Below are 26,232 nucleotides of genomic sequence, written 5' to 3' on the forward strand. Positions count from 1 at the left end.
AGAAAACTTACAACACCGTCGGCTCTCGCCTTCTTCGTCGTAAGCCTGCTCGCTTCGGGATCTTCCCCCTTGCGCGCAGTCCAAAAACATATCACCTCCTACGACCTTCTGGCAAGAATCAGGCCACCAGCGCATCGGCCCAGGGCATGAAGCGGGCCAAGGTTTCCGGCCGATCGGCCGCCAGCACAGGGAAATCGGCTGCAGACAGATCGGAACCAGCATCGATCGATTCCGGTGATCGCACCAGCCAACGAATCGGGCAGTCCAACTCGCTGAGCACCAACCACGCTGCTGCCAGATCCCAGATTTTGGGAGTGGCCTCAAGGGCTGAGATCGTTTGCCCCATCGCCACACTGACAAGATTGAGGCTTGCCACCCCAAGTAAACGGATTTTCCCAGGGAAGCGTTGATTGGGCAGCTTTTGCAGCACTCCTATCGAACGGCTACACAAGGAAGCGCAGCCAGCAGGGTGGCTCTGCCCGGAGGGAGCCAGCAGGAGGCGACCATTGCGCCAGGCGCCCTGACCGCGTATCGCCACGATCCGCTGCCGCAGTGGTGGCACATCCAGCACGGCAAGCACGGGACGACCAGCCTCAAAACGCGCTATGGAAATGGCCCAGTAGGGAATCCCAGCCGCAAAATTAGTGGTGCCATCCAGGGGATCAACCACCCAATAAGCAGAGGTCTTAGGCACTGTTTTATCGCCTTCCTCGCTCAGCACCCCTTCACCGGGAAACAAGCGAGCCAATCCTTCAACCAGGGTCGCATCACTCCAGCGATCACAGGCCGTGATAAGGCTGCCGTCTGATTTGAGATCGGAGGCCATATGACCGAAATCGGCCCGCTGCCGGTCAGCCACAAGATCAATCAGGTCAACCAGGCCTGGATTGAGATCTGAGGGGTAAAGCACTGAGGGTTCTTGGTTCATCCGAGGTCTAGGGCCAACACCTTGCTGAGGCTGCGACCCGTATCCTCCCTGAATTGGCGCAGGTTGACGCGCCTCAGCAACACCAGGGCACCAAAAGCAACCAGCACCTCCACGCTTAAAACCAGGGCGTAGGGGAAATAAACAGACGGGGCAAGCTCGAAAGCCTGCTGGAGAGAACGAGCTAGATCAAGAAGTCCACCACCGAGAAGTTTCCCTAAGGCCCTTGATAAGGCCTGGGCCAGACCCCAGACCCCTACAAAGGTGCCAGCAGCCTCCGGCAAGGTGAGATCAAGCATCAGCACAAGGGCGCTGTTGGTCCCAATGCCCGCCGCCAAGCCAAACATGAGCATGACTACCTGCAGCACCGGCACACGGGGCTCCACACCAGCTAATGCCAAACACACCAGGCTGACCAAGATCAGCTGGCAACCCAGTCGCGCAGTTGCCAACTTGCCGAGCCTGGGCACGATCCACAGCCCAGCAAGCAGCAAGCCCGTCAAAGTTCCCATACCCCAGATGGCGTTCAGGGATGCCGTGGCTGCAATCGGCATGCCAAACACGTCTGCTGCGTAGCTCTCAAGAATGGGGTCCTGTAGAAACAAGCCGAGGGTGAACAGCACAAGAAAGGAGAAAAAAACCAGGACCTGACGGCTTGAGCTGACAAGTGCCCAGGCCTGGGCGAGGGTGATGGAATCCTCCCGGCGCTGCCCGCCCGCAGGCAAGTCAAGTTGCTTGTTGCTGGGTTCGAGCCCAACGGTGGCAACAACGGTGAGCACAAGCACCACTGCGGCCACCCGGCCCATGAAGCCAAGCAATACAGGCTCCAAAAGGGCAGGATCGGTGATGCCATCAAGACTGCGCAAGCTCAGATTGATCGAGATTGCCCCAATCACAATGCCCACAGTGAGCAGACACCAAATCAAGCCCACCGCCCGGGGCCGCTCAGCCTCGCTGGTGCGATCAATTACGAGGGCGAGATAGGGGGTGGTGGCGAGGGAAATCGCCAGGCCATAAAGAGCAAACAGCCCGCAAAGCGCCGCGATTCCCAATGCCAGTTCAGGCTGGGAAGCAGCTTCAAGCAAGCGACCCACATGAAAGATCAGGGGAACGGACAGCACCGCCAAGCCACAAAACAGGGCAGTACCCAGCCATATATATGGAAGCCGGTGACGCCCCGCCCAGGGATGGGCATCTGAAATTTGGCCGAACAACACCCTGGAGGGAGCAACAAACTGTTCAAATGCAAGCGCCCCTCCAACAAGTAGGCCGGGGAACTCAAGCTCGCTAAGCATGACCCTGTTGAGCAGGCCCGCGAAGATGACGGCTAGGCAGCCCAAACAACCCTGGAACAAACCCAATCGCAGGGTGTTGGGCAGCCCAAGTGAAGGCTGTTGATCAAAGGATGACGCCACCACGGCGTCAGACTGCTCCCTGGGCAGCTGCCTGACAGGCAGGAATTAGGGGTGTGGGTTCGATGGGAACATCTGAAGCGCCGGCAGGCTTGACTGCCGGTAGGGACTGGGGCGTGCAACCAGCCACTTGATCTAGGCCAGTTCGGCGACGCAACTCAGCCAGACGCTTGTTGTAGTCAGTGATTGAATTGGAATAGCGCACCTCTGCCTGGGTGAGATCTCGCTGGTTGTCCACCACCTCTCGCTGGGTTGTAACACCAGCCTGGAAGCGCAGACGAGCTAGCCGCAAGGATTCGCGAGCTGAAATCACCTCCCTAGAAGTAGTCACAATGTTGCGATTATTTTTCTCAAGCTCATAGAAACTTGTCTCCACTTCCTGACGAATGCCGTCTCGGCGCTGGGCGAAGCGAAAGGAATTTTCTTGGGCAAGCTGCTTGTTTTGCCGAGATTGGGCCATAGCCGCTCCACCGTCAAAAATACGCCAGCTCAGGTTGACGCCAATGGCAGTGTCGTAGTTGCTGCCCTCCGCGCCCGGCTGGGCCACGATAACTGGATCATTTCCATCAAAAACATTGCCAGAGAATGCGGCAAATATATTTAGGAAAGGCTGAATAGCACCCAAGGCTGCGTTGGCTTGGCTATTAGCGATTGAGATATCAAGCAAGGCCTGATCCAACTCTTCGCGGAAGGTATAAGCCGCAACAATGCTTTCTTGCAACGAAGGCTGCCAGACACCAAACACCGTTGCCGGATCTTTAGCGGTTGGGGTTACGTTTTGGGGAAGATCCAACAGCGCTGCCAATGAACGCCTAGCAATTGCCTGGGCTGCCAGGGAATTTGTTAAGAGCTGCTGATCGCGGGAAAGCTGGGTTTCAGCTTCAAGCACCTCTAACTTTGTAGCCACGCCAGCCTGAAAACGAGCCTTGGAATCACGCAAGCTAACTATCGAAGCCCGCACTGACTCCTGACCAATACGAACTTGATCGTCCGACTGCTGGAGATCAAAATATGCAGAAGCTGTCTGCAGGCGCAGATCCCGTAGAGCAATTACATATTGGAACTTGGTCTTCTCAAATTGATCCCGCGCCGCTGCGATTGTCGGCACCCGCTGAGGATTAATCAGAGACCACTGGGCCGTGAGGGCAGCGCCAAAACTCCAGCGGTCTGTTGCAGAATTAACAACGTTGCCGTTGGCAGCAACAGACCTTGCCTGTCCAGTAGTGTAAGCGGGAGCAGAGGCTGCCTCAAGATTTAGGCTGGGATACCACTGTGAGATCTGGGCACGTAAATTACTCTGCGCCTGATCTACCTGGCTGGCAATCGCCTTGAGATTGGGGTTGTTGACCTCGGCAAGGTTTTCTACTTCAACTAAACCAAGGGGGCGCAACTCTGTTATTCGCACTTGCTCTGGCTTAACCGGCAGCGCCAAGGAGGCGGGTGCGGGCAGATTCTCAAGCCCAGGAGCCAGCTTGGTGGCTGCCGGAGTCACAAGGGTTGGGTTTAGGCGTGGCCGATAGCCCCGCAACTTTGTAGTCGAGTCGCGACGCAGCGCTTCAGGCGCCAGTGGCAACGGTGAAGACATGGGCAAAATCAAATCCGCCTGGGAAGCAGCAGGCTCTGGCTTGTCCTGAGCTTGGGCTGCAAAGGCCAGAAAAGGGGTACCCAGCAGGCAAAGCAGAGCTAAGCGGGAAGTGAAATTGAGCACGCCAACAGCCTAATCCCGTCCATCTTAAGGAGTTAATGGAAACTTGCTTAAACATGAGGCCACAAGGTCGTCTGCACCCTTCAGCAGCTGCACAGGCACCGGCAGCTGGGCCTCGACCTCAGCCAGGCTGAGGTCGTCGAGGAATACCGGTTCGCCCTGGCGCAGCATTACCGCTGGCAGCAGCAAGGCCTCGCCCAAATCCAAGCCAGCCAAGCCGGTAAGCAGATCAGAACCGGTCAGCAGGCCCGTAACCACCTGCTCCTGCCCCCAGTAAGGGCTGGGCAAGCCATGCAAAATCAAGTCAAGCCCCTCAACCGCATTGAGCCTGACCACCACGGGCTCGAGAGCTTCGGCCACCAGCTGGCCCACCACCCAGCTCAGCCGCCGCGGCCTGGCCAGGGCCTTGGGCAGCTTCCGGGTAGCGAGCTCAAGCGCCTCGATAAAGGCGCGAATGCTGCCGACGCCGTTTTCCTGCTGGGGTAGATCCTCGTAATCTGCCCGGGGGGGAAGCGGCAGCCCCGCCATCAAATACCACTCATCGGACAACCAAACGAAACGACTGCCCAGATCTCGCTGAAAGCCCTGCTGCAAGGGCTCCACCAAGGCGATTACCTGGCGGGCAGACTGGCGATCTACGGGTACGAGGGCATCCCCATCGGGACGAAAACGGGTAAGCCCCACGGGCACCACTGCCACGGAGAGCACCGCGGGCCAATCGCCGGCGCCAAATTGGGCCAAATCCTGCAAGGTGCGCAGTAGGGCCGGGCCATCGTTGATACCAGGGCAAACCACCACCTGGGCGTGGATCTGCAAATCGCGCTGGGCGAACCAGCCAAGCTGATCCAGCAGCAGAGCGGCCCGAGGATTGACCAGCAAACGGCTGCGCAGCTCAGGCTCGGTGGCATGGACGGAAACGAACAAGGGCGAAAGCCGCTGTTCCTCTATCCGCTGCCAATCAGCGGCGGTGAGGTTGGTGAGTGTTAGGTAGGAGCCGTAAAGAAAACTGAGCCGGTAATCATCATCTTTGAGGTAGAGACTGCTGCGGCGACCCGGTGGCTGCTGGTCGATGAAGCAGAACGGACAGGCGTTGTTGCACTGCTTGAGGCCATCGAACAAAGCTTCGGTGAATCCCAGGCCCAAGCCCTCATCGAGATCCTTCTCCAACTCAACCGTATGCAGGGATCCGTCCGGATCTTCAACTTCCAAGGTGAGCTCTTCCTCTCCCACCAACAACTGAACATCGATCAGATCCCGTGGACGCTTGCCATTGATGCTGAGCAGGCGGTCGCCCGGCTGAAAGCCCAACTCCTCAGCGATCGAACCAGGCTCCACCGAGGCAACCACGGCAGGGGCCGGCAAGCGCACCGCCCCTGGCGAGCTGCTATCGAGGGCAGCTAGGGCAATCCCCGCAGAGGGCTCATTCCACACGACGTTAGGGACTACTAAGGATTCAGACTCCCATCCTGGCGCCAAGCCAAATCAATATGCCTACCCCGAAGACCAGGCGATAGGCGACAAATACCCAGGTGCTGTTCGTTTGCAGAAAGCGCAGCAACCAGGCGATCGCCAACCAGGACACCACCGCAGCGGCAACGATTCCCACAAGCAAGGGCACGGCGCCACCACCAGCTGGAGCACTGAATGCCTCCTTTAGGGATACCAGCCCCGCCAGGGTGATTGCCGGAATGCCCAACAAAAAGGAGAAGCGGGCGGCGGCCGGGCGCTGCCAGCTGTCAAACAAAGCGGCAGTGAGGGTGCTCCCCGAGCGGGAAACGCCTGGCACCAGAGCCAGGGCTTGAGCCAGGCCGACCCAGACGCCATCGCGGGGCCGCACATCAACCAGCTCGCGGCGACGGCTACCCACCAGCTCAGCCAGAGCCAGTAACAGGGCCATCACGATCGACACGACCGCGATCGAGGCCATGCTGCGCAGCGGCGAGTTGTCGTAATCGGGCACCCAAAGCTTCAAAGCCAAACCAGCAAAAACAATCGGCAAAGTGCCCAGGGCAATGGCGACACCCATGCGAGCGGAGGGGTCGCCCCACTGACCGTGACGGCAGGCCCGGCCCACACCCCTGATCACTTCAGCCAGGTCTGAGCGGAAATAAGCCAACACCGCCGCGATGCTGCCCAGCTGAATCACCGCCGTGACCGCCACCCCCGGGTCACCCCAGCCGAGCAAGACCGGCACCACCTTGAGGTGGGCGGTGCTGCTGATCGGCAAAAACTCCGTCAGCCCCTGCAAAACCCCCAACACCAGGGATCGAAAGCAGGCTTCCCAGAAACCGATCACCGCAAAAGGCAGGTTCGGCATGGCAGCGGACAACATCGCGTGCAACACGAGCTGCAACGACCCTATGGCGCGGCTCCCCGCTTGAACCCTTAAGGTTGCGCATCTTTCTTCACAATTTTGGTGGTCGGGGCCCCTCCCAGCGCAATAGCCCCGGCAGGTCTTCCGGCCATTCCTTCGCTGCGTGCGTTGCTGCAGGCGTGCCGCAACCCTGGGCTGAGCCTGGTCAGCGGGATTTTGGTCACCCTGCCAGTTTTCCTGCAGGCCCCTTGGGTGCGGCTTGCACCATTCAGTGCGGCTCTGTTCACGGTGCCCCTCCTTGGCCTGGCGCTAGCTCTGAGTCAGCACCCCAATCCCCGAGCTAGTCGAGCCGGGGAATTGCTTGTTGGTTTCTGCGGCAGCTGGTTGGCAGGCAGCCTTTTTTGGGGGTGGTGCCGGCTCCATCCGGTGTGGCACCTGCCCATCGAGGCCTTTGCCCTGCCTCTAGCTCTGACTGGACTGCAGAGCCGCTGGAAATTGGCCTGCGGTTTCTACTTGGGGTCCCTGCTTGGTACGGCAGCCACTGATGCAGCCATAGCCGGCACCGGGCTGATGCCCTCCTGGCCCCAGATCCTCAATGCGGCCAGCACCGAAGCACCCCTGCTCCTGCAAGCTGCAGCCCAGCAGGTGCTCGCACCCCAAAGCCTTGTGTTGGTTGTGCTGTGCGCTGCGGTGCTGGTTCAAGCCTGCCGCTGGCTCTGGGGTTTGGGCGAGGTGGGACGCATAACAAGTGCAGCCTTGGCCACAACCCTGGCGGTAGACGCCCTTTTCCTGCTGGCCTCTCTTGGGGCACCGAGCCTCAGCGGCCTGATCTGAAGAACTGCAAATCCTGGAGGGTTACAGGTAGAGATTCCGGCATGGCTCTGTAACGTTGGACTCCCGGTGACCGATGTCGCCTCCCTTCCCGTAGTTCAACGGAGTGTCGTGATGAAACGGCTGGTTGCCTGGCTGATTAGTGGGGTTGTGCTGGCCGGCCTCTTGATCACGTTGCTGATTCCACCCCCGGCTTACGCAGCCGATCGTCGTAACCAAGCCGACGACAAAATCGCCGAGCGAGCCGGCAAGGTGGACCTCAACAACTGCTCTGTGCGCCGGTTCCAGGATTACCCAGGCATGTATCCGACCCTGGCCGGCAAAATCGTCCTGGGAGGCCCCTATGCCAGCGTTGACGATGTGCTGAACCTCGATCTGACCGATCGCCAAAAGGAGCTGTTCAACAAGTACAAGGACAACTTCACCGTCACTGATGCAGTCATAGCCCTCAACGAAGGCGACGACCGCATCAACGATGGCCAGTACCGCTGAGGCTTAAAATTCGATTCTCTTGAAAGCCGTCGGGGCCTTCCGGCGGCTTTTTTAGTGCCGACCTTTGTCGGATGTCTTCAGCCGGCATGGCAGAGCAGTCCTGGGATGTGGTGGTAGTTGGCAGTGGAGCAGCCGGGCTCATGGCCTGCCTGGAGCTGCCCAGCCATCTGCACGTGCTGTTGCTAAGCAAGGACAGTGATCCCAGCAGCACGCCACGATCCGCCAGCCGCTGGGCCCAGGGAGGCATAGCCGCAGTAACAAGACCCAACGACAGCTTCCAGAGCCACATCGACGACACCCTGGTGGCAGGGGCTGGACTGTGCGATCTGGCGGCCGTGGAGCGACTGGTGCATGACGCTCCAGCCTGCGTAGAGCGCCTGCTGGAGCTGGGCATGGCCTTCGACCGCGACGGCAAAAATCTGAGCACAACCCTGGAAGCCGCCCACAGCCACCGGAGGGTTCTGCATGCCCAGGACCGCACCGGCGGCGCCCTGGTGGAAGCCCTGGAACGGGAGGTTCTGCTTCGGCCCCGGCTAGAACAGCGCAAGGGCGTTGTGGCCTGGCAACTCTGGTTGGAGCAGGGCCGCTGTGTGGGCCTGGCCGTGCTCGAGGAGAACCGCCTCCACTGGCTTACAGCCCGGGCGGTGGTCCTAGCCACTGGTGGTGGAGGCCACCTTTTCGCCCACACCACCAACCCCAGCCTGGCGAGCGGCGACGGGGTAGTGATGGCCTGGCAAGCCGGCGCAAAACTGCGCGATCTGGAGTTTGTGCAGTTTCATCCCACGGCCCTCATGCTGCCGGGTGCACCCCACTTCCTGATTTCGGAGGCGGTGCGCGGAGAAGGCGCACGCCTGGTGGAAGATTCGGGAGCCAGCCCGGTGGCGCAGCTGCCGGGGGCAGATCTCGCCCCAAGGGATGCGGTGAGTCGCGCCCTGGCCAGAAGGATGCAGGCCCTAGACGTAGACCATCTGTGGCTGGATTTGCGGCCTGTGGGACTGGCGCGCCTGGAGCGCCAGTTCCCCACGATCTTGGGGCGTTGCCGTGAACTCGGGCTGGAACCCACCCGGGAGGCGATCCCAGTGGCCCCGGCCGCCCACTACTGGATGGGCGGCATTTGGACTGATCTCCAAGCCGCCACCAGCGTGCCTGGCCTGTATGCCGTAGGCGAAGTGGCCTGCACGGGCGTGCACGGGGCCAACCGGCTAGCCAGCAACTCCCTGATGGAGTGCCTGGTGTTTGCCCGCCAGCTGCGCACAATCGAGCTGGCGCCGGGCAGGCCAACCGCGGCCGACCCAGAGGAGCTAATCACCACAACCAAGCTGCCCTTGCCCCCAAAAGAGAGCCTGGAGGCCCAGATCAACGCCCTGCGGGATCTTTGCTGGCAGGTGGCGGGTGTGGAGCGCAATGGCTACACCCTGGGGCCTGCCCTACAGCAACTGCGGGGCCAGCGCCGGCAGCTCGAAGCAAGCCAAGCCTGGCGGCAGCTACAAATCGTGGAGCCGGGCCAGAGCGTCCAATTCGAGCCGGCGGCGGTGCCCGCACTGCGGCGGCTGCAGGAACTGCAGCAACGGCTGGTGCTGACCGAGCTGCTAATCGAAGCTGCCCTGTTCCGCACCGAGAGCCGGGGCGGACACCACCGCACAGATTCGCCCCACGCCCAGCCTTTTTGGCAGCGCCACACCGATCAACAGCGGCACCTGCCCCCCAGCACCGCTGCTGTTCAGGGCACTGGGCCGGCGTAACCGGATAGCCGGGCGAGATCAGCTAGGGACTTAACCCCTGAATCGAGCTTTCCGTTGATCTCCCAGGTGGGGAAGCCCTCAATTGCCTTGGTGTCGCACAGTGACTTCTGGCTGTTTTGGCCATCGGCAGCGCACTCAACCAGGCCCAACTTGGCGCTGGCTTCCTTGCCGAACAGCTCCTTCTGCTCATGGCAATGGGGGCACCAGTAGGCCGTGTACATCACCGCGCCGGTGCTACTGAGATGCTCTGCCAGGGCAATCGCTTCTGGACTACTGGTGGCCACAACTAGGGGAGGGACCCCTGCCCCCCGCACCGCTGCGGGGCGATCCACAGAAGCCGCCCAGCCCAGGCCCAGCATGCCTACCAACAAGGCCACGATCACGGCCCTGAACACCAGCTGGCCCCGGTCTTCCCACTCCCCACCAACGAGGCTGATCACTAACAGGCTCAGGCTGAGAGTCGCTGAGAGCACGCAGAAGAAACAGAAGGCCTGAATCTTGAGAACCATCACCCCCATCAACAACAGGCTGAAAACAGCCATGCCCGTGCTCAGCAGCAATAGGGCCCACCAACTGCGCTGGGCAAGGGCCGCTCTCGAGTCGCCGCGCAGCACCAGCGGCAGCACAGCAAGCAACAAAACCGCCCCGTAGGCCAGCCAGCCAAACAAAGACAGGGGCTGGCCAAAGATGCTGCCCCAGGCGCTGTTCAGCACCTTGTCGCAGCCCTCTGCTCCGCCAGGGCAACTCAGCGGACCCAGCAGACCCCAACGCTTCAGGGTGATGGCGCCGGTATCGATGGCGCCGATGGTGGCCAACACAGCCATTGCCACCCGCGCCCAGCGGCGGGCCGGATCACTACGACGCCGGCTGGAGCTAAGGCGCTGGCTGAGGCGGGTTGAGGTCACGGGTCTTAGCCCAGGCTGGCCTGATTGTGGCAGGCGCAACCCAGGGTTTCAGGGTGCCGTCAGCGTGCAACTAGGGTGAACCCCTGCCCTGGCAAAACTGTGACCCAGGAAACCCACGCTCCTGCAGCCAAGCCCACCGTGGCATTTGCCCACTTGGGCTGCGAAAAAAACCGCGTGGACACCGAGCACATGCTGGGTCTGCTAGCCGAGGCTGGCTACGGCGTCAGTGCCGATGAAAGCGACGCCACTTTGGTGGTTGTGAACACCTGCAGCTTCATCCAGGAAGCACGCGAGGAGTCGGTGCGCACCCTGGTGGAGCTAGCCGAACAGGGCAAGGAACTCATCATCGCGGGCTGCCTGGCCCAGCACTTTCAGGAGGAGCTGCTCGAAAGCCTCCCCGAAGCCAAGGCGATCGTGGGCACCGGCGACTACCAACACATCGTCAGCGTGCTGGAGCGGGTGGAGGCCGGCGAGCGGGTCAATCAGGTGAGCGCCAACCCCACCTTCGTCGGCGACGAGCACCTGCCCCGCTACCGCACCACCAGCGAAGCCGTGGCCTACCTGAAGGTGGCCGAGGGCTGTGACTACCGCTGTGCTTTCTGCATCATTCCCCACCTGCGCGGCGATCAGCGCTCCCGTCCGATCGAGAGCATCGTGGCTGAAGCGAAGCAGCTAGCGACTCAGGGGGTGAGGGAGTTGGTGTTGATCAGCCAAATCACCACCAATTACGGCCTCGATCTAGCCGGCAAGCCCCAGCTGGCGGAGCTGCTGCGGGCCCTTGGGGAGGTGGAAATCCCCTGGATCCGCGTTCACTACGCCTACCCCACCGGACTCACCGAGGCAGTGCTTACGGCCTACCGCGAGGTGGCCAACGTGTTGCCCTATCTAGATCTGCCTTTGCAACACAGCCACCCCGAGGTGCTGCGCGCAATGAACCGCCCCTGGCAAGCGGATGTAACCGGCGGCGTGCTGAGGCGGATCCGCGAACAGCTGCCCGAGTCGGTGCTGCGCACCACCTTCATCGTGGGCTTTCCTGGCGAGACCGAAGAGCACTTCCAGCACCTGCTCGATTTCGTGACCGAGCAGCAGTTCGACCACGTGGGCGTGTTCACCTTTTCACCGGAGGAGGGCACCCCCGCCGCCGACCTGCCGGACCAGGTGCCCGCCGAGGTGGCAGCAGAGCGCAAGGATCGCCTGATGGCCCTACAGCAGCCGATCGCCGCCGCCCGCAACGCCGCTTGGGTGGGCCGGATCGTGGATGTGCTGATCGAGCAGGAGAACCCCAGCAGCGGTGAGATGCTCGGCCGCTGCGCCCGCTTCGCCCCCGAGGTGGATGGCGAAGTGCGGGTGCATCCAGGCGAGGGCGGACTTTGCGCAGCACCAGGCACCATGGTGCCGGTGCGCATCACTGCTGCCGACACCTACGACCTGATCGGCGAGGTAGTGGGCGCCAAGGCGATGGTGGCTGAGGCCGTTGACGTCCGCCGCCTGGGCGCTTGAACTGGCGGGCGCATCAACGCACCACCTTTCTGGTTGCCTCAGGACTGAGCACAGCTGGATCCTTCGCAGGCCTCACGGCTAAGGGCTGGATCCTGATGGATGGCAGCGGCAATGCCCTGGTGCTAGCCCTCCATTTCGCGGTGCTGGCCCTACCCGCCCTGCTGGTGAGTGGGCCAGCAGGTGTTGCAACCGACAAGCTGGGCTGCGAAGCCGTACTGATCCGCTCCCAGTGGGGACTTTTCGCAGCAGGCATCCTGGGAGCCGTTGCCATACCCCTGAGCAATGGCGACCTGCAGGTTGTCCTGTTGCTACTGAGCACCCTGCTGGTAGGCATCGCCAGTTCCTACGAACTCACGGCCCGCAACAAATATTGCGCCCTACTGGTGGAGGATCCCCAGCAACTGGCTCCGTACCTCACCAGCTTTTCGGTGGTTTTCAACGTAGGCAAGCTGGTGGGGCCTCCCATAGGGGGCTGGCTGCTGGCCTGGACCGGCGCGGGCACGGCCCTGGCGATCGATGCCGCCACTTACTTGATCCCCATCGCCTCAGTGCTGTGGCTGCTCCACCCCAATAGGGGACTGGAGCAGCGCAGCGTGGCTGGCGCCAGCAGTGGGCTCAGAGCCGCCTGGCGCGGCAGTGGTCCAGTGCTGCGGCATGTGCTGATCTACACGGCACTGGCTTGTTTACTGGGCTTTTTCCACCCAGGCCTAGCCCCGTTGATGGCCCGGGATTTGCTGGGCCCCTCCCCCCAGGCCCTTGGCCTATTCACCAGTGTGTTGGCGGCAGGAAGCATCAGCGGCGGCCTGGTACTTCAGCGTCACAGTCGCTGGTTGAGCCAGCGGCCCGGCCTGCTGCTTGGAAGCTGCACCCTGATCACCGCAGCAGCCCAACTGGCCATGGCCGCTTTCAGCAGCCCAGACACGCTGGGAATAGGTCTGGCGGCTACCTTCGCCCTCGGGGCTGGCACCGCCAGCCTGCTGGCAGGGGTCAATTTGATCAGCCAGGTGGGTTCTTCAATGGCCATCCGGGGGCGCATGGCCGGCCTAGGCCAGATTGCCTTCCTAGGTGGGGGCGGCCTCAGTGGCCTACTGGCAGCTGCCATGAGCCTGACGCTCGGGTTGCAGGGCACCTTTGCCGTGCTTGGGGCCGCTGGCTTCGTCTTGGGCCTACAGGAGCTGATCAGCCGCAGGGGCCTGAGACTCAAACTCAGATGAGTTTGATGCCGCGCAGCACGATCGATGCGGCAATGGCAACGGCAAGCCCACCACCAAACAAACCCAGGTAAATCGCAGCAGCCATGGCAGGCCATCATTGAAGGTGAGGCCATTACAGCAGAAAGCCCGCAGGCTTCAGCACTTCCGCAGACCTCCTAAGCTTTCATTCATTAACACCGCATAGCAGCGCAGAAAAAGCGCCCTGGTTTTCCCCGGTCATCAACCCAGCTCGGCTGTTTGCATGCGCACTCTCTTCGTCTACCCAGAGTTCCCGAAAACCTTCTGGAGCTACGAAAAAATCCTCGAGTTGATCGATCGCAAGGTGCTTCTACCGCCCTTGGGATTGGTCACAGTTGCCGCCCTGCTGCCCCAGTCATGGGAAATGAAGCTGGTTGACCGCAACGTGCGCGAGGTCAGCGAAGCCGAGTGGGACTGGGCCGAGCTGGTGGTGATCTCCGGGATGATCGTCCAGAAGGCCGATATGGCCACTCAGATCGGCAAGGCCAAGCAGCGCGGCATCCCCGTCGCCGTGGGAGGTCCTTTTGCCAGTTCCACCCCAGACGCGCCCGAGCTCGACCTGGCGGATTACAAGATCCTCGACGAGGGTGAAATCACCCTGCCGATGTTCATCGAAGCCATTGAGCGGGGTGACAGCCATGGCCGGTTTAGCTCTGATGGCGTCAAGCCAGATGTAACCGGAACGCCGATTCCACGCTTTGACCTACTAGAGCTGGACGCCTACTCAGAGATGTCGGTACAATTCTCTCGAGGCTGCCCGTTCCAGTGCGAGTTCTGCGACATAATTGTGCTGTATGGGCGCAAACCTCGCACCAAGAACCCTGAGCAGCTAATTGCCGAACTGCAGTGCCTCTACGACTTGGGCTGGCGCCGGTCGGTGTTCCTAGTAGATGACAACTTCATCGGCAACAAGCGCAATGTCAAATTGCTGTTGCCGCTTTTGCGCCAATGGCAAATTGAGCATGGCTTCCCCTTCAGCTTCGCCACCGAAGCCTCAGTGGATCTGGCGGCGGACGATGACCTCATGCAAATGATGGTGGAATGCCGCTTTGAGAGCGTCTTCCTCGGCATCGAGACCCCCGACGAAGCAAGCCTGGAAACTGCCGGTAAATTGCAAAACACCCGCAGCTCCCTAGTGGATTCTGTCGACAAAATCACCTCCTACGGATTGCGGGTGATGGCTGGTTTCATCATCGGATTCGACGGCGAGAAAGAGGGCGCGGGCGGCAGAATCGTCGAGTTCGTGACCCGCACTGGCATCCCCCACGCCATGATGGGCATGCTGCAGGCCCTTCCAAACACAGCCCTTTGGCATCGCCTCGAGAAAGAAGGTCGCTTGATCGAAGGCAAGGCAGCTGCAAAAGGGGTTAACCAAACCAACCTGCTTAATTTCGAGCCCACCCGGCCAATTCGCGACATCGCCAATGAGTATGTAGATGCTTTCGGCGCCCTTTATGAGCCGAACGCTTTCATCGATCGCGTTTATTCCTACTTCCTGAAACTGCCACCCCAACAATGGAAGAAGTTGGTTGTTCCTGGCAGCCGTCCGCCCAAGCCGACCAGCTGGGTTGACCTGCGCGCTTTAGGAATCGTTCTTTGGCGCCAAGGCCTTAAGCGCAACACCAGGGTGCGCTTCTGGAAAGCGCTTTATGGCATGTACCGCCACAACCCGAAGCGATTCATTGGCTTCATATCGATCCTGGCTCACAACGAACACTTCCTCGAATACCGCGCAATCGTGCGGCGCGAGATAGAAGAGCAGCTCGCCACCCTGCCACCCGATCCTCCAAAGGCCACAGCTGAACCGAGCCGCGAGCTACAGCCGGCTTGAAGGTGTTAGTTGAATCCAGTCAACTAACTTGGCTGGATTGATGCATCAATATTTATAGCCCTGATTTACTCAATATTTATTTATTCAATCTTGGATATATTCAATTCTTTGTTCAAGGCACGCTTGAGCTCTTTGAAGCTCCCTGCCTAGATAGAGGGCGTGGTCTAGGCAGGTGAGCGGGTGAGGGCCTGGACCTTCGGTCAGGTCAATACCCAGTTGCTTGGCACTGCAGCCCCGAAAAACTGCCAAGGGCGCACGAACGCCGCCGCCACGGCAGCTCAATACCTCTCCGGTATCGGGATCAGTGGCTAAGCCCCGCTCATCGATGCCATTGCCGTAGTGCTCAACCACCAGCTCCGCCGCCTCGAGATCGATGCGAATTAGGAAGTAGCCGGCTGGGTCTAAGGCGATGAACCGCTGGGAGAGCTGGTCATCGAGCTGTTGGCGGCTGGGAGGTACTTCAGGCATGCGGTGGATCGTAGGCAGCCGTAAAAGGCAGCTCCGCATTCATGGCCGCCATCAGCTCGGCCATCTCCTCATTAGCCCCAGGCAACCAGCGCTGCAGGATCGAAGCAAAACGTGGATCGCTCCAGCGATGCAGGCTGACGCGGGGCTGGGCCACGAAGCCACGCCGGCGCTTGTGGCTACCGCCTGCGCCGGGATCAAAGGCGCGGATGCCGCGCTCGATTGCCCAGGCAATCGGAGCGTAATAACAGACCTCAAAATGCAGACAGTCAATCTGCTCATCACTGCCCCAGTAGCGCCCCCAGAGCTGGTCGCCGGCGTGGACGCACAGGGACATGGCCACCGGCTCGCCGGGATCGCCGCGATGGGCACTGAAGAGCACTATGTGGCGCCGCAGCTTCGGATCGGCAGCCAAGGCGGCAAAAAAGGATTCACTCAAATATTTGCTGCCCCAGGCCCCCCAACGACTGCAGTGCTGGGCATAAAAGTCATACATGCGCCCAACTAAAGCCGGCGGGATTGCCTCACCCAACAGGGGCGTAACCGTGAGGCCAGCGGCTGCCACCGCCTGCCGCTCCCGCTTGATGTTGCGGCGCTGGTTGGCATTGAAGCTGGCCAGGTAGGCATTGAAATCCCCATGGCCGGGGTTGATCCACTGGCTCTGCTGATTAACCCAGGCAGCACAGCCAGCCGCCTCAGCCAGCGGCTGCCAACCTGGATCCACATAAAGAAAATTGCAGCTAAGGATGGCGTGCTGGCGGCAGAACGCATCGATCAGCTCAAGCATCAAAGCGGTTAACTCCGCCTCGTCCTCAGCGGGGTCGATCAGGAAGCGGTAGCCCTGCACCGGGCTGACCGGGCTCATGCCCACCAGCTTTGGGTAGTAGCGCAGGCCCAACTGGCCAGCGAGCTGGGCAAAACTCTGGTCGAAAACAAATTCGCCGTAGCTGTGACCCTTCAAATAGAGAGGAGCCACCGCCAGCAACACCTCGCCGCGCCACAGGCCTAGATGACAGCCCTGCCAGCCCTCCCGCGGCGCAATGCTGCCGCTGGCCTCGAGCTGCTGCAGCCAGCGCCAGCGATAAAAGGGCAACTCTTGGGGGTGCGCCGCGGCCAGCAGATCATCCCAATGGGCTTCGGGAATCTCGGCCAGACTTTGGTGCCAGCGGGCCTGCAACTCAGCCATAGCTGCAATAAGGGCTCGCAAGGGGCAAAACTAACTACAGCTGCGCCGCCTTGGTGCCTCAATCGTTCCGTGCCCTGGCAACTCCGGTGCAACTGTTCGCCCCTGTACTGGTCGCCCCGGTGTTGCTGACGAGCCTGCTGCTGCCCGTGTTGCAGCTGGTACGCCCCCAACTGGAGCAACGGCTGAAAACCGTTTGCGTGGAAACCGCAGCCGCCGGCAATGCCAGCCTGGCCGCCAAATTGGAAGCTCCCTGCGCCCAGCTGGCCCGGCCCACCAGCCAGTGCCTGGTGGAGGAAACCGCCTCGAGTGGAAGGGGCTTGGCGGTGCTGGGCGATCTGATCCGCGGCGACTTCGGCGCCGACAGCGAAGTAGTGCTGAAACGCTGCCTGGCCCGCATGTTGGGCCTGCCCGCCGACACCCTCCAGCAGATTCCCCTGCGGGAGCTGGCTCAGGGCTTCGCCAAGACGCGGCGGTAGCGCAGCAGCAACTCCTCACCCTCCAGACGCCGGTGCTCCTGCAGGCACCACTCCCCAGCCTGAACTGCGGCCTCCAGGGGCAACCAGGCATGGCCCCCCCCCAGCAGCCGAGGGCAAAGCGTCAGCTGCAGCTCGTCGATCCAGCCTTCGGCCAGCAGGCTGGCGGCAAGGGCCGCACCGCCCAGCACCACCAGCCGGTCCAGCCCCTGATCCGCCAAGGCAGCCAGGGCCACACCCCAACTCTCTAAATCCAGGCGACGATCAAAATCCGGGGCTAGCGGCGATCGCGTGGGTGTAAGCAGCCAGCGCTGCAGAGGCTGCTGCCAGAAATGCAGATGCGGGGAAAAATCGTTGCTACGGCTCACTACTACGGCGACCGGCTGCTCAGCGCGGCCGCTGGCTGCTCGCTCGGCCAGCAGGTGAGGCGCACGAATTAGGCAGGTACTGCCATGGCACCGCAAGGTTTCGGCACCGATCAGGCACCCATCAGCCCAGGCGAGGGCCTCCTCCAACACCTGACGATCCCCAACTCCACCCAGCTGGGCAGCGCCACCTTGCGGGGGCGCCAAGCGGCCATCCAGGCTGACGGCCAGCACCAGCCGCATCACGGGGCTCAGCCAGCCACCAGGGCTTCGAGCGCCGCGGGCACCATTTCCAGCTGGGGAGTTTCAGCAAACACCTCGGCGGCGTTATTGGGGCTTTCCTGCAGGCGCACCTTGTGCAGGCGAGCGCCGGTGGCTGCAATCGGAGCGCTGAGCAGGTCGGCGATGTGAAGGGCGATGTTCTCAGCCGTAGGCACCGTGCTGGCGAAGTGCTCCACGTCCTTGTTTAGGAAGGTGTGGTCGAAGGGCTCCACCACCAGGTCGTCGACGAGCTGCTGCAGAGCCGCCAGATCACAGACCATGCCGGTGCGGGCATCGATCGGGCCTCGGACGGTTACATCGAGCAGGTAGTTGTGGCCGTGGCCATGGGGCCGGGCGCACTTGCCGTAGATGGTTTCGTTTTCGCCTTGGGAGAGCTCGGGCCGGGCCAGGCGGTGGGCGGCGGCGAAGTGGGTGCGGATCGAGAGAAAGGCTTCCATGGGGGTTGGGGCAGAGCCTGGGGCGAGCAGGTCGACCCAGAGCGTGTCGGTTTCGTGCAGACGCAGCCCCACCAGGGGCAGCTGGGGGGCAAGGCGGGTCCAGATGGCCTGGCAAAGGGCTTCAGTAGTGGGCAGCTTGCCCTCAGGACGATCCAGATCGAACTCAGGCCAAGCCTCGTTGAGGTAGCGAAAATCAAGCTGGGCCGTCACCTCAGAGCGGATCGCGTGCTTCACCTCAGAGAGATTGAGCACCATGCCGTCCGCATCGAGCGGACCAGCCATCGCCACCACCAAGGTGTAGTTGTGGCCGTGGCCGGGGGCCAGGCTGCAGGGGCCGAAGCGGGCCTGATTCTCTTCAGCGCTGAGCTCCGGCAACCAGTAGCGATGACTGGCACTAAAGGTGGCCCGCCTGGTAATTACGCAGGGGCGGCCCCGCCCGTGGCTGGAGCTGGTCGGGTTCGGCGAGAAGCCTGACGCTGTTGCAGTAGCCGTCATCGCCCGGGTCAGTGGCTCACCATCCTAGAAACGGGCAAGGGCCAAGGCGTCGAACCAGGAAAACCCCGCCATGAATAGACCCCCATCGCCAAGCTTGGCCCAGCGCTTGCAAGGGCTAAACGTTTATTTGATCGGCATGATGGGCGCCGGTAAAAGCGCCGTCGGCCGCCCCTTGGCCGAAGCGCTGGGCTACCGCTTCCTTGATGCAGACGATGCCCTGGAGCAGGTTGCTGGCCGCACCATCCCCGAAATCTTCGCCACTGACGGCGAAGCCGGCTTCCGAGAACTGGAAACGGCGGTGCTTGGCCAGATCGCCGGCTGGCATTCCTTGGTGGTGGCCACCGGAGGTGGAGTGGTGACCAGGCCCGAAAACTGGGGCCATATGCGCCAGGGGGTGGTGGTGTGGCTGGATGCGCCAGCGCCCTTACTGCTGCAACGCCTGCGCGCCGATACCACCCCCCGGCCCCTGCTGCAGGCCGGTGATCCGAGCGCCCGCCTAGGCGAGCTGCTGGCCCAACGGCAGCCGCTCTATGCCCAGGCCGACCTGCGGGTGCAACAGGCTGGAGATAGCCCCGCCCAAGTGGCCCAGCAGGTGCTGGCCGATCTGCCAGCCATTCTCAAAGACCCAGCTGCGGTGCCTGAGGCCCCGGTGGAGCTGCGCCAGGCCGATGGCCAGATCACACCATCCCTCAACTGAGTTTCCCCTTAGCCGGGCGGTTCGATCCGCACCGCAAACCACTGAATCGTCAGGCCAGGCTCCAACTCCAGTTCGCAGGCGGTTTCCAGCAGTCGCTGGGCCTGCAGGCCCGGGCTAGAGAGACCGACCAGATCTGCCGGCACCGGCTCCAGCTTGGCAAGCCGGGCCTCAAGCCAGGCCAGGGTTTCGGCCGCCGTGAGAATCCGCTCGCCGCCACCTGGCTCCAGCACCACGTAATGATCTAGCTCCCGCAACAGGGGATTGGACATGACTGGAGCCTTACTGGCACCCATCCTGGCGCTGCTGCTGGCGATGGGGCCGGGCGTGCTGGCGGAACGGGCCGCCCACTGGCCCGAGTGGCGCCTGCCCGCTCCCTTAGATCGACCCTCGGCTCGAGCCGGTCACCAGGATCTGAGCTACCCCGACTGGATGGCCGGGCGCTGGCAGGTGCGCAGCGATGACCTGGACTACGAGGTGCGCTTCAGCCCCGACCCAGGCGGAGCGGTGGTGGGCGATAGGGCCTTCAATGCCACCGCTATCGGCCGGGCCCTGCTGGGCGCTGCCCTGCTGCAAGTGCGCAATGATCCGGCCAATCCAAACCGCCAGATCGCCTTGCTGGCGGAGGATCAGCAACTGGAATCGACGGTGGTGGGACGCCGCAGCGAGTCGCCCAATCCGACCGGCTTCTGGTCTGACGAACTGGCCCTCCAGGTACTGCACGGCCCCGGCGACCCCCGGGTTAGCCGGGTAGAAACCCTGAGCCACTACAGCCAAAACCCCGACGGCACTGTTACAACCGAGCAGTGGCAAGCCAGCTATCCCTCACCGGCTCTGGGCCTGGCCGCCGCGGCCAGCAGCAGCGGCCATTTCCAACTAACTCTGACGCCGCTCAGCCCCGACCCGCTTCCAGCGCAATCCGATCCCGCCAGTTGAACAGGGGTTCAAGCAGCGGGTGGTCGGCGATGCCGCTAACCCCTTGGCCCGAAAGGGGGGCGCCGCTGCTGGCGGGAAACTTGAGCAGCCCCAACTGGGCAGCAACAGCCAGATCGGCAAGGGTGAGGCGATCGCCCACTAAGTAGGGCTGATCGGCAACCAGTACAGCCAACTGCTCGAGGTTCGTCTGCAACTGCTGGCGCTCAGCACTGCCCACCACCGTTGCCACCGCTTCGCCGACGCCCGCCATGACAGCTGCAGGCAGGTTGCTGACCAGCTGGCGCAGGGGGCCGGGGGTGGAGTCGGGCAGCAAGGCGGAGCGCAACTGCGGATCAACAGCAGCCGCTTGCACCAGGGCAAGCCGGCAGCCGGCTGCAAGGGCCGTATCGGCCCAGTCTTCGATCAGCAGCACCCGGGCTCGCTCGGCCGGGGCCTCTGGCAGCAGCAGCGGCTCGGGGTGATGCCGCTCTAGATAAAGGGCAATGGCCGTGGAATCGGCAATTACTTCACTGCCATCCAGCATCACTGGCACTTGGCGCTGGCCCGACAGGCGGAAGAGTTCCAGCTGGCCCAAGCCGGGCGTGACCTCGACCACCGTGTAGTCGAGCCGTTTGGCGGCCAACACCAGCCGTACCTTCTCGCAAAAGGCCGAATGCCTGAACTGGTGCAGTTCCATGCTTCAAACCTGACCTCTGGGCGGCAGAGTAGCCAGCAAGCAGCAAGGACCGACCACCCCGGGCGATGAAGGACTTCTTCCTGAATGTGACGCGCTACCCGCGCTACCTGGTGGCCTTTGGCCTGGGTGTGGCCAATTCGGTGTTCGAACCGCTGGCAGCCCGGGGCCGCAATCCGGTAACGGCGGTTGCCCTGATTGGCGCCGGCGTCAGCGGCCTCCTGAGCCTGGGGCTGATCCTGCATGCGATGGTGAACCCAGCACCGCTGGCATAGCCATGGCACAGAGCCGACGGGTGGAGCGGGTGGCCTCCCTGATCCGCCGCGAAATTAGTGAGCTGCTGATTGGCGGCATCAAGGACGAGCGGGTCAACCAGGGGATGGTGAGCGTCACCACAGTTGAAGTGGCCGGCGATCTGCAGCACTGCAAAATTTTTGTGAGCGTCTTCGGCAGCGACTCCGACAAGGAGCAAGCCATGGCAGGCCTGCGTTCGGCTAGCGCCTTCGTGAAGGGTGAGCTGAGCCGGCGGCTGAAGATGCGGCGCACCCCTGAGGTGGTGTTTGTGCTCGATCGAGGCATCGAAAAGGGCACCACAGTGCTGGGGCTGCTCAATCGCCTAGAAGACGAGCGGCAGGAGAAGGGCGAACCCGCCGAAGCCAGTGATCTCTGAACCAAGCCCGACCCAAACCGTCGGTCCAGCCCTGCTGCGCCTGATCCACCAGCTGATCGTGGTGCGCGGCAGCGGCAAACTCGCCGACCACCAACGCGGCTACCCCCGCTGGGAGCTGCGTAACAACAAGCTCCGCAGCCTGTTGGAGGCTGGCGTGGGCGGCGTGATCCTGCTTGGCGGCAGCGCCGCCGAGGTGGCCCTGCGCTGCCGCCAGCTGCGCCGCTGGGCCGGTCAGCCGCTGCTGCTCTGCGCCGATGTGGAGGAGGGAGTGGGCCAGCGTTTCGACGGCGCCACTTGGCTGGTGCCACCCCTAGCCCTGGGGCGCCTCTACGGACGCGACCCCCAACAGGCGCTTGAGCTAGCTGAACGCTACGGGCAGTGCACGGGCCGAGATGCCCGGGGCCTGGGGCTCAACTGGGTGCTGGGGCCGGTGTGCGATGTCAACAACAACCCGGCCAACCCGGTAATCAATGTGCGGGCCTGGGGGGAAGATCCAGCCACAGCCGGGGCGCTGGCAGCGGCCTTTGTGCGGGGCGTGCAGGCAGCTGGGGTGCTCGGCTGCGCCAAACACTTCCCCGGCCACGGCGACACCAGCAGCGATTCCCATATCACCTTGCCCCTGCTGCCCCACAGCCGCGAGCGGCTGGCGGCGATCGAGCTACCGCCGTTTCAACAGGCGATCGCTGCTGGAGTGGCCTCGGTGATGACCGCCCACCTGATGCTGCCGGAGCTTGATCAAAAGCGGCCAGCCACCCTGTCCAAGCCGGTGCTTACCGGACTGCTGCGCCAGCAGCTGGGCTTCGGTGGGTTGATCGTGACCGATGCCCTGGTGATGGACGCGATCACTGGGCGCTACGGCGCCGGGGAGGCGGCCGTGCTGGCGCTGGAAGCCGGGGCCGATCTGGTCTTGATGCCCGCCGATGCGGATGCGGCCATCGCCACCATCGCTGAAGCGGTGGCCAGCGGCCGGCTCAATGTTGAGCAGCTGGAAGCCAGTGCCGAGCGCCGCCTTCAGGCCCTGGAGCGCTGCGCTGGGCCTGAAGCGGCCTTGGCCGTTGCCGATCCAGAGGCGGCCGCCCAACCCAACCAGGTCCTGGCCCTGGAGCTGGTGCGGGCCACCATGGAGACGGCGGGTAGCAGCGGCGCCGCCACCCCCCAGGCCGGCATCAATCTGATCAGGCTCGACTCGGCCTTGGCCGCAGCCGCTGCAGTGCTAACTGCCACTGCTCCAGCCTTGGCTCGGCCCGAATCCCGCGGCTGGCGCACCCTGCTGCTGGAGGCCCGCAGCCCCAGCCCTTGGGGCACCGACACCGACGCGCCTCTCGCCATGGAGCGGCTCGGCCCAGGACAGGTGCTGCTGCAGTTGTTTGTGCGGGGCAATCCCTTCCGAGGCAGCGCCGGCAGCGCCGAGCCCTGGCCTGCGGCACTGCGTCAATTAGCAAAAGCCGGAAGGCTGGCGGGGCTGGTGGTGTACGGCAGCCCCTACCTCTGGGAGGAGCTGCGCCCCCTACTGCCGCCGGGCGTCCCTGGCGTCTACAGCCCCGGCCAGATGCCCCTGGCTCAGGCCGAAGCTCTCCAAAGACTGGGCAGTGGACTAGGGCTGGGAGACACTGAAGCGGGCGCTGGCTTCACCGACTGAGCCGGAGCCAAGCTGCCTGTTTCCAGCCCGTCCCCATCCGGCCCATGCTCAGTCTCTCGATGATCGTGCGCAACGAAGCCGAGCGGCTGGAGCGCTGCCTGGCCTCGGTGGCGGGCTTCGTCGATGAGATGGTGCTGCTGGACACCGGTTCCAGCGATGCCACCATCGCCATCGCCAAGAGCTGCGGTGCGGTGGTGCATCAGCTGCCCTGGCCAGGGGATTTCGCCCCAGCCCGCAATGAGGCCCTGGGGCACGTGCACGGCGACTGGGTGCTCGTGCTCGATGCCGACGAGTGGCTGCTGCCCGAGGCCCGCCAGCCACTCCAATCCCTGATGGCCGAGCCGGACCTGCTGCTGATCAACCTGCTGCGGCAGGAGCTGGGGGCGGCCCAGTCGCCTTACTCAAATGTGAGCCGCCTGTTTCGCCGCCATCCAGCCATCCACTGGAGCCGGCCTTACCACTCGATGGTGGATGACAGCGTGCTGGCCCTGCTGGAAAAGGAGCCCCACTGGCATCTGGCGGATTGCGATGTGCCTGCGCTAGCCCACGATGGCTACCGCAGTGATCTGCTGGCCAGCGGTGCCAAGGCAGAGCGGCTGCGCCAGGCCATGGAGGCCGACCTTGCCGCCAATCCTGGGGATCCCTACGCCTGCGGCAAGCTCGGCAGCCTGGAGGTGAGCGAGGGCAACCGCGAACGCGGCATCGCCTTGCTGCAGCAGGGGTTAGCCCGGTGTCCAGCCAGCCGCCACCCCGAGCGCTACGAGCTGCTGCTGCACCTGGCGATCGCCCTGGGCAGCAGCGACCCAAAGCACGCCTGCCAGCTATACCGCCAAGCCCTGGAGCTACCCCTGCCGCCGCGGCTCACCCTGGCGGCCCGGCTAAATCTGGCCGCCCTGCTGCAAGAGCCCAGCACGAAGAGCCAGGGTGCCCTGGAAGAGGCCTGCGAATTGTGTCGCCAGACCTGCGCAGCAGCGCCCGAACTGGCACTCGGGTGGCTGCACCTGGGGATTAGCGAGCGGCGACGCGGCCAGCTGCCGGCGGCAATCGCGGCCTACCGCTCAGCCCTGGAGCGCGATCCAAGCCTGGCCGCCGCCCAGCAGAACTTGGCCGTTGCCCTGCTGCTCAGCGGTGATGTGCCAGGGGCCCGCAGCGGCTTCCGCCAGGCGATTTCCCTGCTGGAGCAGCAAAACCGGCAAAGCGAAGCGGAAGCACTGCGGCAACAGGCGGGCAGCATGGTCAAGCTGGATGACCAGTGATCCCCCTGGCCATGGCTTCTGACTCCTATCTGAGCGGCCGCAGCATCGCCGTGACCAGGGCCGAAACCCAGCTAGGTGAAGCCCGGCGCCTGTTTGAAGCCGCTGGCGCCACGGTGGTCGACCTCCCTGCCTTGGTGGTGACCCCACCAGATGAATGGGGGCCCCTCGACGATGCCCTGGCCGAGCTTGATGATTTCCACTGGCTGGTTTTTTCCAGTGGCAACGGCGTTGAGGCCGTGGAACAGCGGCTGCGCCGCATCGGCCGCTCCCTGGCACGGCGGCCCAGCCACCTGAAGATCGCTGCGGTAGGCCGCAAAACCGCAGCTCAGCTCGAATCGTTGGGATCGCCCGCCGACTTCATCCCGCCCAGCTTTGTGGCCGACAGCCTGCTGGAGCACTTTCCCGTCTCGGGTTGGGGGCTGCGCCTTTTGCTGCCCCGGGTGCAGAGCGGCGGCCGCACCCTGCTAGCGGATGCCTTCGCCGCTGCTGGTGTCCGGGTGGTTGAAGTTGCCGCCTACGAAACCGGCTGTCCAGAGGGTTTACCCAGCGCTGCGGTGGCCGCCCTAGAGCAACGGCGCCTCGACGCAATCACCTTCAGCAGCGGCAAAACCGTGAGCCACACCTGCCAGCTGCTGGAAGGGGCTTTCGGGCCCACCTGGAGCAGCCAGCTGGAGGGGGTGGCCGTGGTTTCAATCGGACCCCAAACCAGCGAGCGCTGCCGGCAGCTACTTGGCCGCGTCGACGCTGAAGCCGATCCCCATGACCTGACTGGACTGGTGGATGCCTGCGGCCGCAGCCTCAGAGCTCGGCCGTCACCGCCTGCTTGCCCTGACGCAGGGTGAGGCGACCATTTTGAACATCAATGCTGGCCACGCTCCAACCCGCCGGCAGTAGGGGGGTGGTTCTGTGGTCCGTGGTTCTGTAGTCCGTGGTGCTGCCGCCTCTCTGACCGACCCGCAAGGTGCCGCTCTCGGCACCGAACTGCACCAGAGCCTCCGGGGTGCCGCCGGAGCGAATCACGCCGTTGAAGATCAAGCCAGGGGGGAGGCTGAGAAGTATCGGCCGGGCAGAGGAAGCTGTTGCGGGAGTCGCCAGGGGCGCAAATGGATCAACACGCCCTGACGAAACGGAAGCCACCACCTGGTTGGAGCTGGGCAGGGGTGTCAGTCCCGCCAAGGGAGCTGGTGCCCCAACAGGCGCTGGTGCTGGGGACGCCGGCTGCGACTTAGGCGGCGAGGTTGCCTGGCTGGAGGCCTGCGGGAGCTTCTCCCCAGAGCACGAGGCCTGCAGCAGGGCTGCAGCGATGGCAGCGCCGAGGAACTTAGGGGTTGCGAGATTCAACGAGATCACGGAATCGATCAAGGTTGGCCTGAAGCTCCTTGGTCACAATTCCACCCAGGATGCTTGGTTCCATCAATGGTGCCAAGACCCCGGGCAGTTCATAGCTAACGCTCAGCTTGACCGCCGTGAGCTCGGGCGCCTGGGAATAGAAGCGCACCGCACCCTTAGTGGGCAGGCCTCCCACCGACTCCCAGTGCAGTTGCTGGGCCTCAACCCGCTGGCTGATACGGGCTTTCCAATGGAAGCGGAAGCCTTGCGCCGCCAGGGTCCAATCGGTGAGATCGGGATCGTTGGGCTCGGTTACAACCGACTCGATCCAGCGCATCCACTGGGGCATCGCCTCCAAGTCACTCCATACCTCCCACACCTGATCCACCGAGGCCCGGATCTCTGTGGTGACGCTGTGCTCAAGCCAACGGCCCATGGAATCT

Annotated in this window: 29 protein-coding genes; 14 read left to right on the forward strand and 15 right to left on the reverse strand. The window is 63.1% G+C overall.

Annotated features, from left to right (window positions below):
- Window positions 1-118: 118 nt before the first annotated feature.
- The 5 genes from KBY99_RS13945 to KBY99_RS13965 form a co-directional block, all read right to left on the reverse strand.
- Complete coding sequence (locus KBY99_RS13945; protein WP_254999660.1) at window positions 119-928, reverse strand: inositol monophosphatase family protein; 810 nt, start codon at window positions 926-928, stop codon at window positions 119-121.
- Window positions 925-2,340 (reverse strand): BCD family MFS transporter, encoded by a 1,416-nt coding sequence (locus KBY99_RS13950; protein ID WP_254999661.1) that lies wholly within the window; start codon window positions 2,338-2,340, stop codon window positions 925-927. The genes KBY99_RS13945 and KBY99_RS13950 overlap by 4 nt, the downstream gene beginning before the upstream one ends.
- Window positions 2,341-2,347: 7 nt before the next feature.
- Window positions 2,348-3,742 carry a TolC family protein gene (locus tag KBY99_RS13955; RefSeq protein ID WP_315858000.1) on the reverse strand — a complete coding sequence of 465 codons (1,395 nt, stop codon included), beginning with the start codon at window positions 3,740-3,742 and terminating at the stop codon, window positions 2,348-2,350.
- Between the two features lie 327 nt (window positions 3,743-4,069).
- Complete coding sequence (locus KBY99_RS13960) at window positions 4,070-5,473, reverse strand: TIGR03279 family radical SAM protein (protein ID WP_254999664.1); 1,404 nt, start codon at window positions 5,471-5,473, stop codon at window positions 4,070-4,072.
- Window positions 5,474-5,495: 22 nt separating this feature from the next.
- Window positions 5,496-6,359 carry an undecaprenyl-diphosphate phosphatase gene (locus KBY99_RS13965; RefSeq protein ID WP_254999665.1) on the reverse strand — a complete coding sequence of 288 codons (864 nt, stop codon included), beginning with the start codon at window positions 6,357-6,359 and terminating at the stop codon, window positions 5,496-5,498.
- Window positions 6,360-6,572: 213 nt separating this feature from the next.
- Here KBY99_RS13965 and KBY99_RS13970 point away from each other — a divergent pair, with 213 nt between their 5' ends.
- The 3 genes from KBY99_RS13970 (at window position 6,573) to nadB (ending at window position 9,421) form a co-directional block, all read left to right on the forward strand.
- Entirely contained in the window at window positions 6,573-7,190 is a 618-nt protein-coding gene (locus tag KBY99_RS13970) for a DUF3120 domain-containing protein (RefSeq protein WP_254999666.1), read from the forward strand.
- A 111-nt stretch (window positions 7,191-7,301) separates the two neighbouring features.
- On the forward strand, window positions 7,302-7,679 hold the full coding sequence (gene psbU / locus KBY99_RS13975; protein ID WP_254937849.1) for a photosystem II complex extrinsic protein PsbU: 378 nt from the start codon (window positions 7,302-7,304) through the stop codon (window positions 7,677-7,679).
- 86 nt (window positions 7,680-7,765) lie between these two features.
- On the forward strand, window positions 7,766-9,421 hold the full coding sequence (gene nadB, locus KBY99_RS13980) for an L-aspartate oxidase (RefSeq protein ID WP_254999667.1): 1,656 nt from the start codon (window positions 7,766-7,768) through the stop codon (window positions 9,419-9,421).
- Here the strand turns inward: nadB and KBY99_RS13985 are convergent.
- Entirely contained in the window at window positions 9,400-10,326 is a 927-nt protein-coding gene (locus tag KBY99_RS13985; protein WP_254999668.1) for a vitamin K epoxide reductase family protein, read from the reverse strand. The genes nadB and KBY99_RS13985 overlap by 22 nt on opposite strands.
- A 75-nt stretch (window positions 10,327-10,401) precedes the next feature.
- Here KBY99_RS13985 and rimO point away from each other — a divergent pair, with 75 nt between their 5' ends.
- Entirely contained in the window at window positions 10,402-11,826 is a 1,425-nt protein-coding gene (gene rimO, locus KBY99_RS13990) for a 30S ribosomal protein S12 methylthiotransferase RimO (protein ID WP_254999669.1), read from the forward strand.
- Entirely contained in the window at window positions 11,823-13,040 is a 1,218-nt protein-coding gene (locus KBY99_RS13995) for an MFS transporter (protein WP_254999671.1), read from the forward strand. The genes rimO and KBY99_RS13995 overlap by 4 nt, the downstream gene beginning before the upstream one ends.
- Here KBY99_RS13995 and KBY99_RS14000 read toward each other — a convergent pair.
- Window positions 13,033-13,125 carry a cytochrome b6-f complex subunit 6 gene (locus tag KBY99_RS14000; RefSeq protein ID WP_106633090.1) on the reverse strand — a complete coding sequence of 31 codons (93 nt, stop codon included), beginning with the start codon at window positions 13,123-13,125 and terminating at the stop codon, window positions 13,033-13,035. The genes KBY99_RS13995 and KBY99_RS14000 overlap by 8 nt on opposite strands.
- Window positions 13,126-13,281: 156 nt before the next feature.
- Between KBY99_RS14000 and KBY99_RS14005 the strand changes: the two genes are divergently transcribed.
- Window positions 13,282-14,889 carry a B12-binding domain-containing radical SAM protein gene (locus KBY99_RS14005; protein ID WP_254999672.1) on the forward strand — a complete coding sequence of 536 codons (1,608 nt, stop codon included), beginning with the start codon at window positions 13,282-13,284 and terminating at the stop codon, window positions 14,887-14,889.
- 84 nt (window positions 14,890-14,973) lie between these two features.
- Here KBY99_RS14005 and KBY99_RS14010 read toward each other — a convergent pair whose 3' ends face one another.
- Both KBY99_RS14010 and KBY99_RS14015 read right to left on the reverse strand, forming a co-directional pair.
- Complete coding sequence (locus KBY99_RS14010; RefSeq protein ID WP_254960842.1) at window positions 14,974-15,357, reverse strand: DUF4346 domain-containing protein; 384 nt, start codon at window positions 15,355-15,357, stop codon at window positions 14,974-14,976.
- Window positions 15,350-16,540 carry a GNAT family N-acetyltransferase gene (locus KBY99_RS14015; RefSeq protein ID WP_254999673.1) on the reverse strand — a complete coding sequence of 397 codons (1,191 nt, stop codon included), beginning with the start codon at window positions 16,538-16,540 and terminating at the stop codon, window positions 15,350-15,352. The genes KBY99_RS14010 and KBY99_RS14015 overlap by 8 nt, the downstream gene beginning before the upstream one ends.
- Before the next feature lie 53 nt (window positions 16,541-16,593).
- Between KBY99_RS14015 and KBY99_RS14020 the strand changes: the two genes are divergently transcribed.
- Window positions 16,594-17,016, forward strand: coding sequence for a hypothetical protein (locus KBY99_RS14020; RefSeq protein WP_254999674.1), 423 nt, complete (start codon window positions 16,594-16,596; stop codon window positions 17,014-17,016).
- Here KBY99_RS14020 and KBY99_RS14025 read toward each other — a convergent pair.
- Both KBY99_RS14025 and KBY99_RS14030 read right to left on the reverse strand, forming a co-directional pair.
- On the reverse strand, window positions 16,989-17,621 hold the full coding sequence (locus KBY99_RS14025) for a RibD family protein (protein WP_254999675.1): 633 nt from the start codon (window positions 17,619-17,621) through the stop codon (window positions 16,989-16,991). The genes KBY99_RS14020 and KBY99_RS14025 overlap by 28 nt on opposite strands.
- An 8-nt stretch (window positions 17,622-17,629) precedes the next feature.
- Window positions 17,630-18,592: a 6-pyruvoyl trahydropterin synthase family protein gene (locus tag KBY99_RS14030; RefSeq protein WP_254999676.1), complete on the reverse strand. Its 963-nt coding sequence runs from the start codon at window positions 18,590-18,592 to the stop codon at window positions 17,630-17,632.
- 70 nt (window positions 18,593-18,662) lie between these two features.
- On the opposite strand from KBY99_RS14030, the gene KBY99_RS14035 reads away from it, so the two are divergent.
- Window positions 18,663-19,289 (forward strand): shikimate kinase, encoded by a 627-nt coding sequence (locus KBY99_RS14035; RefSeq protein WP_254999677.1) that lies wholly within the window; start codon window positions 18,663-18,665, stop codon window positions 19,287-19,289.
- An 8-nt stretch (window positions 19,290-19,297) separates the two neighbouring features.
- Here KBY99_RS14035 and KBY99_RS14040 read toward each other — a convergent pair whose 3' ends face one another.
- Window positions 19,298-19,558 (reverse strand): chlororespiratory reduction protein 7, encoded by a 261-nt coding sequence (locus KBY99_RS14040; protein WP_254999679.1) that lies wholly within the window; start codon window positions 19,556-19,558, stop codon window positions 19,298-19,300.
- On the opposite strand from KBY99_RS14040, the gene KBY99_RS14045 reads away from it, so the two are divergent.
- Window positions 19,557-20,222, forward strand: coding sequence for a DUF6816 family protein (locus tag KBY99_RS14045; RefSeq protein WP_254999681.1), 666 nt, complete (start codon window positions 19,557-19,559; stop codon window positions 20,220-20,222). The genes KBY99_RS14040 and KBY99_RS14045 overlap by 2 nt on opposite strands.
- Here KBY99_RS14045 and KBY99_RS14050 read toward each other — a convergent pair.
- Window positions 20,179-20,898: a glutathione S-transferase gene (locus KBY99_RS14050; protein WP_254999682.1), complete on the reverse strand. Its 720-nt coding sequence runs from the start codon at window positions 20,896-20,898 to the stop codon at window positions 20,179-20,181. The two genes, KBY99_RS14045 and KBY99_RS14050, sit on opposite strands and share 44 nt — an antisense overlap.
- Window positions 20,899-20,963: 65 nt before the next feature.
- On the opposite strand from KBY99_RS14050, the gene KBY99_RS14055 reads away from it, so the two are divergent.
- Genes KBY99_RS14055 through KBY99_RS14075 form a run of 5 tightly spaced genes read left to right on the forward strand, consistent with a single transcriptional unit; the run spans window position 20,964 to window position 25,302 of the window.
- Window positions 20,964-21,170, forward strand: coding sequence for a DUF751 family protein (locus tag KBY99_RS14055; protein WP_106633081.1), 207 nt, complete (start codon window positions 20,964-20,966; stop codon window positions 21,168-21,170).
- A gap of 2 nt (window positions 21,171-21,172) precedes the next feature.
- Window positions 21,173-21,565 (forward strand): 30S ribosome-binding factor RbfA, encoded by a 393-nt coding sequence (rbfA, locus tag KBY99_RS14060; protein ID WP_254941821.1) that lies wholly within the window; start codon window positions 21,173-21,175, stop codon window positions 21,563-21,565.
- The gene (locus KBY99_RS14065; RefSeq protein ID WP_409996574.1) at window positions 21,555-23,204 is read left to right on the forward strand and encodes a glycoside hydrolase family 3 N-terminal domain-containing protein; all 1,650 of its coding nucleotides are present in this window, start codon (window positions 21,555-21,557) and stop codon (window positions 23,202-23,204) included. The genes rbfA and KBY99_RS14065 overlap by 11 nt, the downstream gene beginning before the upstream one ends.
- A 44-nt stretch (window positions 23,205-23,248) precedes the next feature.
- The gene (locus KBY99_RS14070; protein WP_254999683.1) at window positions 23,249-24,460 is read left to right on the forward strand and encodes a glycosyltransferase; all 1,212 of its coding nucleotides are present in this window, start codon (window positions 23,249-23,251) and stop codon (window positions 24,458-24,460) included.
- Between the two features lie 11 nt (window positions 24,461-24,471).
- Window positions 24,472-25,302, forward strand: a complete 831-nt coding sequence (locus tag KBY99_RS14075; protein ID WP_254999684.1) for a uroporphyrinogen-III synthase — start codon at window positions 24,472-24,474, stop codon at window positions 25,300-25,302.
- On the opposite strand, the gene KBY99_RS14080 is transcribed toward KBY99_RS14075, so the two are convergent.
- Both KBY99_RS14080 and KBY99_RS14085 read right to left on the reverse strand, forming a co-directional pair.
- A complete protein-coding gene (locus KBY99_RS14080) occupies window positions 25,259-25,801 on the reverse strand; it encodes a hypothetical protein (RefSeq protein ID WP_254999685.1) in 543 nt (180 codons plus the stop codon). The two genes, KBY99_RS14075 and KBY99_RS14080, sit on opposite strands and share 44 nt — an antisense overlap.
- The gene (locus tag KBY99_RS14085) at window positions 25,782-26,225 is read right to left on the reverse strand and encodes an SRPBCC family protein (protein ID WP_254999686.1); all 444 of its coding nucleotides are present in this window, start codon (window positions 26,223-26,225) and stop codon (window positions 25,782-25,784) included. The genes KBY99_RS14080 and KBY99_RS14085 overlap by 20 nt, the downstream gene beginning before the upstream one ends.
- Window positions 26,226-26,232 lie beyond the last annotated feature (7 nt).

Source organism: Cyanobium sp. Maggiore-St4-Cus (assembly GCF_024345615.1).
Lineage (GTDB): Bacteria > Cyanobacteriota > Cyanobacteriia > PCC-6307 > Cyanobiaceae > Cyanobium_A > Cyanobium_A usitatum.